At 75.9% G+C, this 15429-nt stretch carries 16 protein-coding genes and 1 pseudogene; 12 read left to right on the plus strand and 5 right to left on the minus strand.

The window, feature by feature from the left end:
* Window positions 1-5 precede the first annotated feature (5 nt).
* Window positions 6-671 carry a hypothetical protein gene (locus ACFQTY_RS05340; protein WP_378098245.1) on the minus strand — a complete coding sequence of 222 codons (666 nt, stop codon included), beginning with the start codon at window positions 669-671 and terminating at the stop codon, window positions 6-8.
* Window positions 672-783: 112 nt separating this feature from the next.
* On the opposite strand from ACFQTY_RS05340, the gene ACFQTY_RS05345 reads away from it, so the two are divergent.
* The 11 genes from ACFQTY_RS05345 (at window position 784) to ACFQTY_RS05395 (ending at window position 10180) form a co-directional block, all read left to right on the plus strand.
* Window positions 784-1464: a response regulator transcription factor gene (locus ACFQTY_RS05345; RefSeq protein WP_378098248.1), complete on the plus strand. Its 681-nt coding sequence runs from the start codon at window positions 784-786 to the stop codon at window positions 1462-1464.
* Complete coding sequence (locus tag ACFQTY_RS05350) at window positions 1461-2744, plus strand: ATP-binding protein (RefSeq protein WP_378098252.1); 1284 nt, start codon at window positions 1461-1463, stop codon at window positions 2742-2744. The genes ACFQTY_RS05345 and ACFQTY_RS05350 overlap by 4 nt, the downstream gene beginning before the upstream one ends.
* A gap of 86 nt (window positions 2745-2830) precedes the next feature.
* Window positions 2831-3220, plus strand: coding sequence for a hypothetical protein (locus ACFQTY_RS05355; RefSeq protein WP_378098255.1), 390 nt, complete (start codon window positions 2831-2833; stop codon window positions 3218-3220).
* Complete coding sequence (locus ACFQTY_RS05360) at window positions 3213-3611, plus strand: hypothetical protein (protein WP_378098258.1); 399 nt, start codon at window positions 3213-3215, stop codon at window positions 3609-3611. The genes ACFQTY_RS05355 and ACFQTY_RS05360 overlap by 8 nt, the downstream gene beginning before the upstream one ends.
* Before the next feature lie 47 nt (window positions 3612-3658).
* Entirely contained in the window at window positions 3659-4627 is a 969-nt protein-coding gene (locus ACFQTY_RS05365; RefSeq protein ID WP_378098261.1) for an FAD:protein FMN transferase, read from the plus strand.
* 23 nt (window positions 4628-4650) lie between these two features.
* Window positions 4651-5448: a hypothetical protein gene (locus ACFQTY_RS05370; protein WP_378098264.1), complete on the plus strand. Its 798-nt coding sequence runs from the start codon at window positions 4651-4653 to the stop codon at window positions 5446-5448.
* Complete coding sequence (locus ACFQTY_RS05375) at window positions 5445-6776, plus strand: NADH-ubiquinone oxidoreductase-F iron-sulfur binding region domain-containing protein (RefSeq protein WP_378098267.1); 1332 nt, start codon at window positions 5445-5447, stop codon at window positions 6774-6776. The genes ACFQTY_RS05370 and ACFQTY_RS05375 overlap by 4 nt, the downstream gene beginning before the upstream one ends.
* On the plus strand, window positions 6773-7003 hold the full coding sequence (locus ACFQTY_RS05380) for a ferredoxin (RefSeq protein WP_378098270.1): 231 nt from the start codon (window positions 6773-6775) through the stop codon (window positions 7001-7003). The genes ACFQTY_RS05375 and ACFQTY_RS05380 overlap by 4 nt, the downstream gene beginning before the upstream one ends.
* 27 nt (window positions 7004-7030) lie before the next feature.
* Window positions 7031-7534, plus strand: a complete 504-nt coding sequence (locus tag ACFQTY_RS05385; RefSeq protein ID WP_378098273.1) for a methyltransferase family protein — start codon at window positions 7031-7033, stop codon at window positions 7532-7534.
* Window positions 7531-8763, plus strand: a complete 1233-nt coding sequence (locus ACFQTY_RS05390) for an NAD(P)/FAD-dependent oxidoreductase (RefSeq protein WP_378098276.1) — start codon at window positions 7531-7533, stop codon at window positions 8761-8763. The genes ACFQTY_RS05385 and ACFQTY_RS05390 overlap by 4 nt, the downstream gene beginning before the upstream one ends.
* A gap of 241 nt (window positions 8764-9004) precedes the next feature.
* Entirely contained in the window at window positions 9005-10180 is a 1176-nt protein-coding gene (locus ACFQTY_RS05395; RefSeq protein ID WP_378098279.1) for an endo-1,4-beta-xylanase, read from the plus strand.
* A 126-nt stretch (window positions 10181-10306) separates the two neighbouring features.
* Here ACFQTY_RS05395 and ACFQTY_RS05400 read toward each other — a convergent pair whose 3' ends face one another.
* Window positions 10307-11245: an NADP-dependent oxidoreductase gene (locus ACFQTY_RS05400; RefSeq protein WP_378098282.1), complete on the minus strand. Its 939-nt coding sequence runs from the start codon at window positions 11243-11245 to the stop codon at window positions 10307-10309.
* A gap of 110 nt (window positions 11246-11355) precedes the next feature.
* Between ACFQTY_RS05400 and ACFQTY_RS05405 the strand changes: the two genes are divergently transcribed.
* Window positions 11356-11880 carry a MarR family winged helix-turn-helix transcriptional regulator gene (locus tag ACFQTY_RS05405; RefSeq protein ID WP_378098285.1) on the plus strand — a complete coding sequence of 175 codons (525 nt, stop codon included), beginning with the start codon at window positions 11356-11358 and terminating at the stop codon, window positions 11878-11880.
* Between the two features lie 73 nt (window positions 11881-11953).
* Here ACFQTY_RS05405 and ACFQTY_RS05410 read toward each other — a convergent pair.
* The 3 genes and pseudogenes from ACFQTY_RS05410 to ACFQTY_RS05420 all read right to left on the minus strand — a co-directional run.
* A pseudogene (locus ACFQTY_RS05410) lies at window positions 11954-13069 on the minus strand (acyltransferase family protein); the annotation flags it as partial.
* A 158-nt stretch (window positions 13070-13227) separates the two neighbouring features.
* Window positions 13228-13890 carry a response regulator transcription factor gene (locus ACFQTY_RS05415; protein ID WP_378099117.1) on the minus strand — a complete coding sequence of 221 codons (663 nt, stop codon included), beginning with the start codon at window positions 13888-13890 and terminating at the stop codon, window positions 13228-13230.
* A 32-nt stretch (window positions 13891-13922) separates the two neighbouring features.
* Window positions 13923-15296, minus strand: a complete 1374-nt coding sequence (locus tag ACFQTY_RS05420; protein WP_378098288.1) for a sensor histidine kinase — start codon at window positions 15294-15296, stop codon at window positions 13923-13925.
* Window positions 15297-15429: the final 133 nt, after the last annotated feature.

The following is a 15429-nucleotide window of genomic DNA, read 5'->3' on the forward strand; positions in this document are numbered from 1 at the left end:
CGGCCTCAGCCGTCGGAGGAGGAGTGGTCGTCGGCCCCGTCGGGCGCGCTCTGGGTGACCGTCTGCTGCGGCACGCCGCCCACGCACACCGCGGTGACCTTCGTCTCGGCGCCGGACTGCCGCAGCTCCACCTCGAGGTGGTCCGGCCCGGCGGCGCCCACCTCGACGGTCCAGCCGTCGAGCGGCGTCGCGTACAGCAGCGAGATCACGGCGCCGGTGCACGAGGCCGCGACCGTCCCGCCCGGGACGGTCCAGGTGCGTGCCACCGCGACCGGCGAGTGTGCGGGCGCGGCGGTGCTGAGCGCGGGGCGGGGCGGCGGGGCCGCGGTCACGGGGGCGCTCGGCTCCGGAACGGGCCCGGCGGTGGGGGTGGCTGGGCCGGTGGTGGGTGTCGCCGCCGGCGACGTGGCGGTGCCCACGGCGGCCGCGCGGGCAGCCACCAGCGCCCGGTCCACCTCGGCGCGGGACAGCACCCCTGACCGGGACGTGTCGGTGTCGAGCACGGCGACCGCGCGGCTGGCGATCAGCCCGGTGACGGCGACCCCGACCAGCCACACGGCGGCGGCGATCGCGCCGGCCCGCCGCGGCCCGGAGCCCCCGCCCGCGCCGCCCGCGCGGGGTCGCCGCGGCGGCGTCCACCGCCGGCCGGATCTCGGGCTGCTGCGCGGCACGGTCCATGGTCGCCCACGTCAGGGCCAAGAGAACGTTAAGGCGGCCGCAAGATCCGCTCGGCGGCGCGGCGGGACAGCCGCCGCCGTCCCCCCATGGCCTAGGTTCCGGGATGTGGCGGACGTGCTCATCATCGAGGACGACGTGACGATCCGGACCGCGCTGGTGCGGTCCCTGTCGGCGCGCGCGCACTCCACGATGACCGCACCCAACGCCTTGGAGGGCCTGCAGAGCCTGGTGGACCACCCGCCGGACGTGGTGCTGCTGGACCTCGGGCTGCCGGACCTGGACGGAGCGGCGCTGCTGGCCATGATCCGCGCCGTGTCGCAGGTGCCGGTGATCGTGATCAGCGCGCGCGACGAGGGTGCGGGAATCGTCGCCGTGCTCGACGCGGGTGCCGACGACTACCTGGTCAAGCCCTTCGCGGCCGACCAGCTCGAGGCGCGGATCCGGGCCGTGCTGCGCCGCTCCGACCACGGCCGTCCGGCCGGGCCCCTGGTGGTCGGGGGGCTGGTGATCGACGTGCGGTCCCGGACCGTCACCCTGGACGGCAACGCCCTGGAGCTGAGCCCCAAGGAGTTCGACCTGCTGGCCTACCTGGCCGAGCGCAGCGGCGCGGTGGTCGCGAAGCGGGAGCTGCTGGCCAAGGTGTGGAACCAGCCGTACGGCGGTGCGGACAAGACGGTGGACGTGCACCTGCACTGGCTGCGGCGCAAGCTCGGGGAGACCGCGGAGGAGCCCGTCTACCTGCACCGGGTGCGCGGGGTGGGCGTCAAGCTGGTGCCGCCGTCGTGAGAGGCCTCCTGGTGCGCTACGGCCTGGCGATGACCTCCGTCATGCTCGTCGCCTTCCTGGTGCCGCTCGGGCTGCTTGCGCGTTCGCTCGCCGCCGAGCGGGCGCTGACCGGTGCGCGCCAGGACGCCCAGCAGGTGGCGATGTTCACCGGGGTGGTCGCGCAGGACCCGTCTCGGTTGCAGGCCACCCTGCTCGCCGTGAACGGCGGGGCCCGGCGCACCAGCGTGTTCCTGCCCGACGGCAGCGTCGTCGGCGCGCCGGCGTCGCGCAGCCCGGCCGTCGACCTCGCCACCCTCGGGCGTGCGCTGACCGCGAGGGCCGACGGCGGTGTCGAGGTGCTGCTGCCGGTCGGGGGTCCCGCCGGCACCGCCGTGGTGCGCACCTTCGTACCCGATGCGCTGCTCACCGCCGGCGTGATGCGCGCCTGGAGCGTGCTCGCCCTGGTGGGCGTCGTGCTGCTGGTCGTCACGGCGTTCGCGGGGGACCGGATCGCCGCCCGGCTGTCCCGGTCCGTGCGCGACCTGGCGGACGTCGCCGAACGTCTCGGTTCCGGTGACCTCGGAGCCCGGGTGGCGCCGAGCGGTCCGGCCGAGATCGTGTCGGTGGGCGCGGTGCTGAACGGGCTCGGCGACCGGGTCGCCGGTCTGCTCGCGGACGAGCGCGAGCTGGTCGCCGACCTCTCGCACCGGCTGCGCACCCCCATCACGGCGCTCCGCCTCGACGTCGACCTGCTGGCCGACCCCGGGGAGCGTGCTCGGGTGGGTGCGCACGTCGACGGACTGGTCGCCGCGGTCGACACCGTCATCCACGCCGCCCGCGCCCACGACCCACGGCTGCCGGCGGCGTGCGACGCGGCGGAGGTGGTCCGGGCCCGCGCCACGTTCTGGGGCGTGCTCTCCGTGCACCAGGGCCGTCCGCTGACCGTGGACGTGCCGCCCGGGCCCACTCCGGTCGACGTCGGGGCGGCCGAGCTCGGCGCCGCGCTGGACGTGCTGGTGGACAACGTGCTGCGGCACACGCCTGCCGGGACGGCGCTCGCGCTCACGGTGCACCGCGGCCCCGGGGTCGTCGTGGTGGCTGTCGCGGACGCAGGCCCGGGACTCGCCGACGGCGCCCTCACACAGCGCGGGCGGTCGGGGACCGGCTCCACCGGTCTCGGGGTCGACGTGGCCCGGCGGACTGCCGAGCGCGCGGGCGGGCGGCTCGAGGTCGGACCCGGGCTCGAGGGGCGAGGTGCCCGGTTCGCCCTGGTCCTCCCGTCGGCGTTAACCCACTCTTAGCCACCGGTTGCCGCGGACCTCACGCCGCCGCCCGCACGCTGCTCCTCGACGACGCCGCCCGGGCCGTCGGACGAAGGAGGACCCTCATGCGCTGGACCGTTCGCACCGCACTCGCCGGCACGGCGGGCGTCGCGCTCGTCGGCGCCGGTGTGCTCACCGCCGCCTACGCCGCGACCGGCTCGCCGCAGCCCGCACCCTCGGCGGTCGCCGACCAGCCCGGCGACCCGCAGGTGGCGGCGCTGAACCAGGAGGCGCACGACCTGCAGGAGCAGCTCGCCCGGCTCGAGGCTGCGGCGGCGCAGGTGCCGGCAGCTGCACCGGCGGCCACCACCCCGGCACCCCAGCCGGTCGAGGACGCCCCCGCCCCGGCGCCCGTCGCGGTCGCGGCGCCGCCGCGCGCACCCGAGACGCACGAGCCGGCGGAGCACCCGGAGCACGAGTCCGGGGAGCAGGACGGCTCCGGGTCCGATGACTGACCGCGGCCGTCAGGTGCGGCGCCTCGCGGCCCTCGGGCTGGTCCCGCTGAGCGTGGGCGGGTTCGGTGGCGGCGTCGCCTGGGCGGCGTCCCACGACCCGGCCCCCGTGCCGACCGCACCGCCGGTGCCCGTGGCGTCCGCGACCTCGGACCCGCAGGTGGCCGCCGCCCTCGTGGCGATCCAGGACGCACGGGCCCGGATCGTGGCGCTCCAGGCGACCCTGGACCAGCAGGCTGCAGCTGCGCATGCCGCAGCGGCCGCCCCCGTCGCTCCTGCTGCACCGGCACCGGCCGCGCCCGCCAAGGCGCCGGCGCGCCCGGCGGCACCGGCAGCCGCCGCCGCCCCGGCGCCGGCCGCCCCTCCGGTGCACACGACCACCAAGGCCTCCTGATGACGGCTGGCACCCGGTCCCGCGAACTGAGCACCACGTTCCGATCCATGGCCAGCGACGTCGAGGTGCGGGTCGTCGACCCCGGTCCGGACGCGCCGCGGGCGGTCGAGGCGGCGTGCGCCGCCATCCGGTCCGTCGCCACGCACCTGACCCGGTTCGAGGCGACCTCAGCCCTGTCCAGGGTCAACGCCCGACCGTCGTCCTGGCACGTCGTGCCCGAGGAGCTCGCCGAGGCGGTCGAGGAGGCGGAGCGCGCCCACCGGGCGACGGGTGGACTGTTCGACCCCCGCGTGCTCGACCAGCTGCTGGCCTGGGGGTACGACCGGACGTTCGACGAGGTGGTCGGCGGGACGAGGGGCACGACGGGCTCGACCGGCCCGACGGCCTCGACCGGCGCGGCGGGCTCGGCCGGCGCGTCCAGCACGCCGGGGTCGCGCGGGACTCGACGGCCCTGGCGCCCGACGGTGCTGCCCGGCACCGACCGGCGGCTCGTGCAGCTCGACGGGGCGCCGATCGACCTGGGCGGCATCGGCAAGAGCCTGGCCGTGCGGCGCGCCGCACGGGCGCTCGCCGGGGCCGGCAGTGCGGTGCTGGTGGACGCCGGGGGTGACGAGTGGCTCGGCGGCGCCGGTCCGGACGGCAACGGCTGGATGGTCGGCGTCGAGGACCCGCACGGCGGTGCGGACCCAGTTCTGGTGCTCTCCGTCACCGACCGTGGCTGTGCGACGTCCTCGGTGCGCCGCCGGCACTGGGCGGCGCCGGACGGCACGCCCGTGCACCACCTCGTCGACCCCCGCACCGGCCGTCCCGGCGGCCCAGGGCTGGCCGCGGTGACCGTGCTGCACCCCGACCCGATGTGGGCGGAGGTGTGGAGCAAGACCCTGTTCCTCGCCGGCGGCGTCGAGGTCGAGGCGCAGGCCCACGTCCGCGAGCTCGCCGCCGCGTGGGTGACGGACACCGGTGCGGTCCGCGTGTCGGCCGCGATGGAGCCCTACGTGGTCTGGCGGGCCTCGTGAGCCGGGCGCAGGAGTCCCGTCCGGTGCTGCTGAGCGTGGCCACGGCGGTGCTGGTGCTGGCCACGGCGGCCAGCCTGGCGGCGGCCGGCTCGCTGGCGCTCGACGCGGCTGGCGGACGCATGGCGCACTGGGTGCTCGGGCGGGCCGCGGGCCTGACGTCGTACGTGCTGCTGCTCCTGCTGGTCGGCACCGGCATCGTGCTGGCGCACCCGTGGGCACGCCACCTGCGCCACCCGTCGGCGCGCACCAGACTGGCCCTGCACGCCGGCCTGGCCACGTTCACGCTCGCGTTCACCGTGTTGCACGTGGTGGTGCTGGCCACGGACCCGTGGGCGAAGGTCGGTTGGCTCGGCGCACTGCTGCCCATGGCGGCCGCCTACCGGCCGGTGCCGGTCAGCCTCGGCGTGATCGCCGCGTGGGCGGGGCTCTTCACCGGCCTCACCGCACGGTTCGCGGGCCGGCTGCTGGGCCGGCTGTGGTGGCCGGTGCACAAGGTGGCGGCCGGGCTCCTGGTGCTCGTGTGGGCGCACAGCGTTCTGGCCGGCTCCGACGTGGTCGCGCTGCGCGGTTTCTACGTGGGCACGGGCTGCGCCGTGGTGGCCCTGGCAGTCACCCGGTACACGGCACGCACGCCGGCCGACGAGGTCCGCGAGCTGGCCCGTGACCTGCAGCGGGCACCGTCGCCGACGCTGGCCGACGGCGCGGCGTGGGGCGACGACCTGCGGCCCGGTGCCCGGCCGGAGCCTCGGCAGCACCACGCCGGCCGAGACACGGCTCCGACCCGACCGATCCCCGTGGTGGGGCGCGGGCCGTGGCGATGACGGGCCTGTCAGCGTTCCCGGCGCTGCCCGGGCGCACGGTCGGTGCCCCGGTGGACGGGGCGCGCCGGCTGCTGCTGCGGGACGTGCGGCTGCACCGTTCCGGCCCCGCCGACCCGGTCGAGCCCGTCGCCGCCGAGCCGCTGGACGTGCACCTCGACCGCCTCGGTCCGCGGCCCCTCGGCGACCCCCGGCTGGTCGACCTGCTCGAGGCCGCCGGGCTGACCGGCCACGGCGGCGCGCACGTCGCCGCCGCGCTGCGCTGGCGGGCGGTCGCGGCGGGTGCCGGACCGTTGACGGTGGTGGCCAACGGCGCCGAGAGCGAGCCGGTGGCCGGCAAGGACGGCACGCTGCTGCGCCAGCGCCCGCACCTGGTGCTGGACGGCCTGATGCTGGCGGCCGAGTCGCTGGGCGCCCATCGTGCGGTCGTCTGGCTGCACGGCGACGACGAGGGCGGCCGGCGGGCGCTGCTCGCCGCGCTGGCCGAGCGGCGCTGGAGCGACTCGCGGCTGCCGGTCGAGGTGCTGACGGGCCCGGTGCACTACCTCGCGGGGGAGTCCAGCGCGATCACCCGGGCCGTGCAGGGCGGCCCGGCCCTGCCCACCGTCCGCCGCCGGCCGAGCGACCCCCGGGCGCCGAGGACGCTGGTGCACAACGTCGAGACCCTGGCCCGCCTCGCGCTGCTCGCCCGCGGGCACGCCCCGGCCAGCACCCGGCTGCTGTCGGTGCTCGGTGCGCACCGGGTGGTGGTCGAGGTCGAGCAGGCCACCACGTTCGGTCAGCTGCTCGCCGGCCTGGGCTGGCCCGCGGCACCGCAGGCGGTGCTGCTCGGCGGCTACGGCGGGCTGTGGGCACCGTGGGAACGGATGTCCCACCTGCCGGTGGACGAGCGTGCGCTGCGCGCCGAGGGGCTGACCCTCGGCGCGGGGGTGGTGCTGCCGCTGGCGGCCGGCGCGTGCGGGCTGGGTGCGACGGCCGACCTGGTGGACTACCTCGCCTCGATGAGCGCGCGCCAGTGCGGCCCCTGCCGGTTCGGGCTGCCGGCGCTGGCCGACTCGTGGCGGGCGCTCGCCGAGGGTCGTGACGTCCTCGGGCAGGTGCTCGACGACGCGGGGGCGGTGGAGGGCCGCGGCGCCTGCCACCACCCGGACGGGGCCACCCGGCTGGTCGCGTCCGCAGTGGCGACCTTCGAGGCGGACGTCGCGGCGCACCGAACCGGGCGCCCGTGCGTCGCGGGCGGGTCGGGGCCGTCGTCCGCCGGATGGTCGTCCTGGTTGCCCTCGTCCCCGGTGCCCGCGTCCACCGGGCCGACGCCCGGAGAGCGTCGGTGAGCCGCGATCCCGGCCCGGCGCTGCGGCTGCGCGTGGACCCGGTGGCGTGCGAGGGCGTCGGCCTGTGCGCGCAGGTCGCGGACAGAAGCGTCACGCTGGACCGCTGGGGCTACCCGGTGCTCGCCGCCGAGCTCGAGCCGGGTGCTGCGACGCGCCAGGCGCGCCGAGCCGTACGCGCCTGCCCTCGCAAGGCCTTGTGGCTGGAGAGTGCGGTCCCGGACCGCTGACCCGTGGCGCTCCGGCATCATGGGCCGGTGACCAGCAGCGGCGACGACGACGGTGGTGGCACCTTCTCCGCCGGCGAGGTGCGCACCGCGCGGCTGCTGGTGGCGGCGCAGTTCGTGCTCCTCGGGCTGATCGCACTGCTGCCCCGCGGCTGGGGGTGGCCGGTCCCGGCATGGTTGCGGGTGCTGGGGCTGCTGGGCGTCCTCGCCGGGCTGGTGGTGATGCTGCTGGCCGGCACGGCGCTGGGCCGCGGCCTGACCGCCGTCCCGATCCCCAACGAGCACGCGCAGCTCCGCACCGGCGGCCTGTACCGGATGGTGCGGCACCCGATCTACACCGGCCTCCTGCTCGCCTCGGGCTCGTACGTGGTCGCCACCGGCAGCGGCTGGCGCGCACTGGCGTTCGGCGGTCTGCTCGTGCTGCTCACGGCGAAGGCCCGGTGGGAGGAGGTCCGGCTGGCCCGCCGGTTCGCGGCGTACCCCGAGTACGCGGCCCGCACCCCCCGGTTCGTGCCCCGGTGGCCGCGCCGGTGAGCTCCGTCCACGTGGTCGGCGGCGGCCCGGCCGGGCTGATCGCGGCGGAGCGGTTGGCACAGGCAGGCGTCGGCGTGACCGTGCACGACCGGATGCCCTCGGTGGCCCGCAAGCTGCTGATGGCCGGTCATGGCGGCCTGAACCTGACGCACTCGGAGGCGCTCGACCGGTTCCGGGCGCGCTACGGCCCCGCGGCGGACCGGTTGACGCCGATGCTGGACGCCTTCGGGCCGGACGCGCTGCGCCAGTGGTGCGCCGACCTGGGGGAGCCCACCTTCGTCGGGTCGAGCGGGCGCGTCTTCCCCGCCTCGTTCCGCGCGGTGCCCCTGGTGCGTGCGTGGCTGCGCCGCCTCGCCGAGCTGGGGGTGCGGATCGAGACGCGGACGCGGTGGACGGGCTGGACGCCGGACGGTGACCTGCGGTTCGTCGCCGCCGACGGCGCCACCAGCCAGGTCAACGCCGAGGCGACCCTGCTCGCGCTCGGCGGCGCGTCCTGGCCGCGGCTCGGGTCCGACGCCGCCTGGGTGCCCCTGCTGGCCGAGCGCGGGGTGCTGGTGCGGACCCTGCGGCCGGCGAACGTCGGCCTGCGGGTGGCGCCGTCGGCGGTGTTCGCCGACCGGTTCGCCGGCACCCCGCTCAAGCACGTGGCCCTGACGGTCCCCGGTCGGCCTGGACGCTCGACCGGAGACGCGATGGTCACCGCCACCGGCATCGAGGGCGGCCCGGTCTACGCGCTCGGGGTGCCGGTCCGCGAGGCGCTGGACGCCGACGGCCGGTGCGTGCTCCACGTCGACCTGCGTCCCGACCTGACGGTGCAGGACCTGGCGCAGCGGCTGTCCCGGCGTCGACCCAAGGAGTCGGCACCGTCCTGGCTGCGGCGCAGCATCGGGCTCGACGCCGTCTCGACGGCCCTGCTGTGGGAGGCGGGCGGCGGGCTGCCGACCGACCCGGCCGTGGCGGCGGCCCTGGTCAAGGCCGTACCGGTGGTGGTGACCGGGACCATGCCGATCGACCGGGCGATCTCCACCGCCGGCGGCGTCGCCTGGTCGGAGGTGGACGACCGGCTCATGCTGCACCGCCTGCCCGGCACCTTCGTCGCGGGCGAGATGCTCGACTGGGAGGCGCCGACCGGCGGGTACCTGCTGCAGGCGTGCTTCAGCACCGGGGTGGTCGCGGCGCGCGGGGTGCAGCGCTGGCTCGCCGACCGGGGTCCTGACGGCACCGTCTGACGACGTCCGACCACGGTCCGAGACGAGGCGGGGTTCCGGGCTCGACCGTCGCGGGGCCCCGACCAGGTGCTTCGTCGCAGCTCCGTCACGGCAGGCATGACTGCGCTGCTCGTTCCGGTTGACCGACGCCGGGACCGCACCTACTGTCGAGGCACATCCGGATGTAAAACGTTATCGAACGCCGGTGGCGCCACCTGCGAGACGTCCAGGGGCGCGGCCCTCTGCTGCAAAGGAGCACGCAGTGCGCATCCGTCAACCCTTGCTCGCGGCCGCCCTGGCGGCCGTCGCACTTGTCGCGACGCCCGCCGCCGCGACCGCCTCGGACACCCATCCCGCCGAGGCCGCCGACCACTCCGGGCACGGCGCCCTGAGCACCCAGCCGAGCCTGCGCATCCTCGCGCAGCGCTCCGGCGTCAAGGTCGGCACGGCCGTCAACATGGACCTGTACGGGTCCGACGCGGCCTACACCCGCATCGTCGACCAGCAGTTCAGCACGGTCACCCCCGAGAACGTCATGAAGTGGCAGCTGGTCGAGCCGACCCAGGGCACCTACGACTGGGCGGCCGCGGACCGCCTCGTCGCCGCCGCACGGGACAACCACCAGCTGGTGCGCGGCCACACGCTGGTCTGGCACAGCCAGCTGCCGTCGTGGCTGTCCACCGACGGCACCACCACCACCTTCACGCCGCAGCAGGTGCGCGACCTGCTGCACAAGCACGTGGTCGACGAGGTCAGCCACTTCCGCGGCCAGATCTGGCAGTGGGACGTGGTGAACGAGGCGTTCAACGACGACGGCACGCCGCGCCAGGACATCTTCTCCAAGGCCTACCAGGCGCTCGGCATGAACGGGCTCGACTACATCGCCGACGCCTTCCGGTGGGCCCACCAGGCCGACCCGCACGCGCTGCTGTTCTACAACGACTACAACCTCGAGTTCACCGGGGCGAAGAGCAACGCGGTGTACGCCTTCGTGCAGCAGCTGCAGGCCGCCGGCGTGCCCATCGCGGGCGTGGGCTTCCAGGGCCACCTCGACACCCAGTACGGGTTCCCGGACCTGCAGAACAACCTGCAGCGGTTCGCCGCGCTGGGCCTGAAGGTCGCACTGACCGAGGTGGACGTGCGCACCTTCGTCCAGCCGGACCCGGCCAAGCCGGGGTCGTACACCGACGTCCCGCTGACGCCTGCGCTGCAGGCCACGCAGGAGTCCTACTGGAAGCAGACGCTGCAGGCATGCCTGGCGGTGCGCAGCTGCATCTCCTACACCGTCTGGGGCGTCGCGGACTCCAACTCGTGGATCCCCGGGGTGTTCGCCGGTGAGGGTGCGGCCCTGCTGTTCGACGACAACCTGCAGCCCAAGCCGCAGTACCAGGACCTGCGCCAGGTGCTCTGGACGGCGAGGGCGCCGCACCGCGGCTGAGAACGGCGGGACCGACCCCCGGTCCCGTGCAGGCGAGCGCAGCCGGGTGGGCGCGGGGCCTGAGGCCTCGTGCCCACCCGGCTGCGCGCCGTCGCGGTGGGGAGCGGACGTCGCGGTGGGCGACGCTCAGTCGGCAGGCGGGACGACGACGACCTTGCCGTGCACCTGACCCTCGGCGGCCCGCCGGTGGATCGCCGGCAGCTCGCTGAGCGGCACCCGCTCGGCCACCTCCACGCGCAGCTCACCGCGGTCGACCAGCCGCACCAGCTCGGCGAGCTGCTCCACGTCGGGACGGACGAACACCGTGACGGCCCGCACGTGCCGCTCGTCGTCGCCGGGCGTCGGCATCCAGGCGGTGGTGGAGACGACGGCACCGCCGTCGCGCACCCGCGTCACCAGGGCGTGGAGCTCCGCCGGGTCGATCGGCGCCAGGTTGAGCAGCACGTCGACCGGCTCGGTCACCACGTCCAGCAGCGTCGTCGTCGTGTGGTCCACCACCTCGTCGGCCCCCGCCGCGCTGACGCTCGCGCGGCTGCGCGGGCTGGCCGTCGCGATCACGTACGCGCCGGCCCGCTTGGCCAGCTGCACCGCGTACCCGCCGACAGGGCCGCCGGCGCCGACCACCAGCACCCGCTGACCGGCCACCAGGCCGCCGTCGTCGAACAGCGCCTGCCAGGCCGTCAGCGCCACCGACGGGAACGCCGCGGCGTCGGCCAGCGGGATGGTGGTGGGGGCGTCGACCAGCACGTCGGCCGGGGCGACCACGTACTGGGCCGCCGAACCGTCGGCCGTCATCGGGAGGAAGCCGACGACCTCCTGTCCCACCGTCAGACCCTCCACGCCGTCGCCCACCGCGTCGACCGTGCCGGACACGTCGTACCCGGGCACGTGCGGAAGCGTGACCGGGATCGGGAGGCGGCCGGCCCGGATGTTTCCGTCGGCGGGGTTGAACGCCGACCCCGCGACGGCGATGCGCACCTGGCCCGCGGCCGGCGTCGGCTGCTCCGCGTCCTCGTACCGCAGCACCTCGGGGCCGCCGATCTCGTGGAACCGTACTGCCTTCATGTCGAGCTCCTCAGGACATTGCTTCGAGTTCGAAGCGGATGTCGTCACCGTAACGCTGCTTCGACTTCGTAGCAAGTGTTTCGAGTTCGGAGCGTCGATATGCTGCGGTCGTGGCCTCACCGACCCCGCCCCTGGACCCGACGCAGCTCGGCGCGTACTTCGCGCTGATCGAGACGAGCAGCCTGCTGCGGCACACCGTCGAGCAGCAGCTGCGGGAGGCCGGTGACCTCAGCTACGTGCAGTTCCAGCTGCTCGCCACGCTGGGGGACTCGCCGACGGGGAGCCACCGGATGACCGATCTCGCGGACGGCGTCGTCTACAGCCGCAGCGGCCTGACCTACCAGGCCCAGCTGCTGGAGCAGCGCGGGCTGGTGACACGTGCACCGTCGCCCGACGACGAGCGAGGGGTGACGGTGACGATCACCGACGCCGGTCGCGAGGTGCTCCGGACGGTGTTCCGCGGCCACGTCGCCGTGCTCGACGAGCTGCTGTTCGCACCGCTGTCCCGCGCCGACGTCGAGGCGCTGGCGGACGTGCTGGGCCGCGTGCGCGACCACATGCGCGCGGCGCCGCCGCGCTCGGCGGCGCCGCGAGGGCGCGGCCGCCGGACCACGCGCGGCGTCGGACCGCAGTGAGGTTCGCGCCGTCCGCGACGGCGGAGCGCGATCCCTCGAACCGGCCGAACACCCGGACCAGCACCGCCAGCACCAGGGCGAAGGCGCCGAACCAGACCGGCCGGCTCGCCCACCAGTCGACGCCCCACGGCTCCGGCAGGCGCTCGTGGAGCACCAGCAGATCCAGACCGACCACCGTGAACATCGCCGTCAGGTGCCACAGGTACACGGTCATCGACCGGCCGGCCAGCCAGGCGACCGGCCCTCGTCCGGCACCGCGGGCCCACCGCTCGATCGCGGTGCGCGCCAGGAGGATCGCGCACATCTGCGCGACGGCCTGCGCCACGACGGGAGCCGTCGGCGGGCACAGGTTCGACATCGCCTGGCCGGGCATGCCGACCATGCTGAGCGGGTACGGACCCACGGTGACCAGCACGGCCATGGAGGCGACGGCCAGCACCAGCCCGGTCCACAGCGCGGCGGGCCGCGGGCTGGGGGAGCGGCCCGCGGCACGCTCGTCGGCGTAGGCCAGGCCGGCCAGGAACGGCACGGCCCAGACGAGCAGCACGTTGGCCCAGCCGAGCGGCTGCAGGCCGGCGCCGAACCGCAGCAGGTCCACGGCCAACGGCAGGGCGAGCGCCGCGGCGAGTGCCCGGCCGCGCCACCGGCGCCAGGCGCGCAGCAGCAGCGGTGCGACGCCGACGAGGGCGAGCCAGACGAGCAGGAACCACAGCGGCTGCGGCGCGATGGTCGCCATCCGCCGGAGCGCACCGGCCGGTACCTCGGCGCCCTGCAGTGCGGCGACCGCGACGACCCACGCCACGGCCAGCACGGCCACCGGGCGCGCCACGCCGCGGACGCGCCGACCGAGCTCGCGGGCCCAGCCGGTGCCCGGCATGCCCGCCAACCGGGCCGAGGCGACCGCGCGCGACTGGTGGTACCCGGCCGCTGCGCCTGCGGCGAAGAACAGCAGCGGCAGCACCTGCAGCACCCAGGTGAGGGTCCACGCGGCGCCGTGCGCCAGGGCGTTGCCCACGTGCAGCGACGTGCCGTCCCAGGTCGCGTCGGCCATCAGCCAGTGCAGCGTGACCACCGCGACGGTGCCGAGGGCCCGTACCGCGTCGACGAAGCTGTCGCGTCCGGCGGGGCCCGGCGTGCCGGAGCCCTGTGCTGGCGGGCTCGGTGCGGGACGGATCAGGACGGTGGCCACGGCAGGCTCCCAGGATCGGCTGACGATGCCGTTCCAGCCTTGTGACCAGGCACGACGCCCGGAACGTGGCCGTCCTCCCAGCGTCCGGAAGCTTCCCGCCGTCGTGCTCGGGGGGCCGCCTCAGCCCACGCGGGGGCTGTCCCCCCTCGCCGTCGCGATCAGGCGCCGAGGTACCGCAGCACGGCCAGCACGCGCCGGTGGTCGGCCGCATCGGGCTCCAGGCCCAGCTTGGTGAAGATCGCCGCGACGTTCTTCTCCACGGCGCCGTAGGACAGGTACAGCTGCTCGGCGATCGCGCCGTTGGAGCGGCCCTGCGCCATCAGCTCGAGCACCTCGCGCTCACGTGCCGTCAGGCGGCTCACGCCGTCGTCCCGCGCCGCCGAGGAGCTGAGCAGCTGGCTGACCACCTCGGGGTCGAGCACCGTCTGACCGTCCGCGACGCGGCGCAGCGCGTCGACGAAGTCGCCGACGTCGGCCACGCGGTCCTTCAGCAGGTAGCCGACGCCGCGGGCGTCGCCGGCGAGCAGCCGCGAGGCGTACCTCGTCTCCACGTACTGCGAGAACAGGAGCACGCCCAGCTCCGGATGGGCGGCGCGCAGCGCAAGAGCCGCCCGCAGGCCTTCGTCGGTGTGGTTCGGGGGCATGCGGATGTCGGCGACGACGACGTCCGGCGGTGTCCCGGCGGCCGCCAGGGTGTCGACCTCGCGCACCAGCGTCTCGCCGTCGCCGAGCGCGGCGAGCACCTCGTGACCCCGCCGTGCGAGCAGGGCCACGAGACCGTCGCGCAGGATCACGGAGTCCTCCGCGAGCACCACGCGCAACGGCCGGGTGGCCACCGCACCGTCGGTGGGCGTCACCGCTGGGGGCCGGCCGGCAGGGTCACGGTGACCACCGTAGGGCCGCCCACCGGGCTGGAGAGGTCGAACGTGCCGTCGACGGCGTGCACCCGTTCGACCAGCCCGGCGAGGCCGGTGCGCAGGCCGGTGCCGTCCGCCGGCACCACCACGGCACCGCCGTCCCCGTCGTCGTGCACGCGCAGCCGCAGGCGGTCGGCGTCCCGGTCCACGTCCACCCGCACCACGTGTGCCGCGGAGTGCTTGGCGGCGTTGGTCAGCAGCTCGGCGACCGTGTAGTACGCGATCGACTCCGTCGCCGGTGTCAGCGGTGCACCGCCGGTCACCGCCGGGTCGACGCGCAGCTGCACCGGCATCGCCGACCGGGCGGCGAGCGTCTCCAGCGCAACGGACAGGCCGCTGTCCAGGGCCGGCGGGTGGATGCCGCGGGCGATCTCGCGGAGCTCGGTCAGCGCCTCCTTGGTGGAGGTGTGGGCGGTCGAGAGCAGCTCGGCGGCCAGCGTCGCGTCGCCCGAGCTCAGCTGGTCGCGCGCCTCACCGAGCTGCATGGCGACGGCGACCAGCCGGGCCTGCGTGCCGTCGTGCAGGTCCCGCTCGATGCGCCGCAGCCGGGCGTCCGCGTCCTCGACCGACGCCGCCCGCGACGCCCGCAGCTCCGCCACCCGCTCGCTGGTGCGGGACGGACCGAGCAGGGCCTGCGTCAGCAGCCGGAACAGCAGGGCGAACAGGTGCTGCACCCACGGCCACACCAGGAGCAGCAGCAGGCCGCCGGCCGCGACGAGCACCAGCCGGCCGGGGGTGTCGGCGTACCAACCGGTGCCGAACTGGGCGCCGCGGTGCCAGGTGCCGTCGGCCGCCTGCTGCGCCGGCAGGAACTGGTACCACTCCCAGTACGTCAGTCCGGCGACCGCCCACCCCAGGAACGTGATGCTGGCCACCCACCCGGCGATCGCCACGGGGAACGCGACCAGCATGAACAGCAGCGCGCGCCACCCGTCCAGGTCGCCGAGCATCGCCCAGATGGTGCGCCAGAAGCCGCGCGGCCGGACGAACCGGTGCGGCTCGGCGACCTCCTGGTCGAGCAGCGTCCGCGCGAGTCCCCGGTACATCGCGCCCCAGCCGCGTGCGGCGAGCACCAGCGCGCCCACCAGGCCGAGCCCGACGACGGTCACCACCAGCCCGGCGGCCAGCGACGGCACCAGCACCGCGTAGGCGAACGCGAACGGCGCCAGCAGCAGCACCAGCCACAGGTAGCCGTGCTCGCGCCAGGTGCGGGAGTGGAACGGTGCGGTGAGGAAGTTCGGTCCCGGGCGCTGCTCGCGCGGCCGGACGGCGTCAGGGGTGGCGGACGCCGGCACGCTCATGCTCGTCATGGTCCCAGCGTTCCGGTCCCGGGTGACGCAGGGCAGGGTGCCCGCCGCCGAGCCGGCACGGGGGACAGCCCCCGCCCGCGCGCTCGCCCGCACACCCGCGCGCACACGCGCCCGCGCAGCCGCGGGCCGGTCG

The organism is Cellulomonas sp. T2.31MG-18, assembly GCF_964266755.1.
Taxonomy (GTDB): domain Bacteria; phylum Actinomycetota; class Actinomycetes; order Actinomycetales; family Cellulomonadaceae; genus Cellulomonas.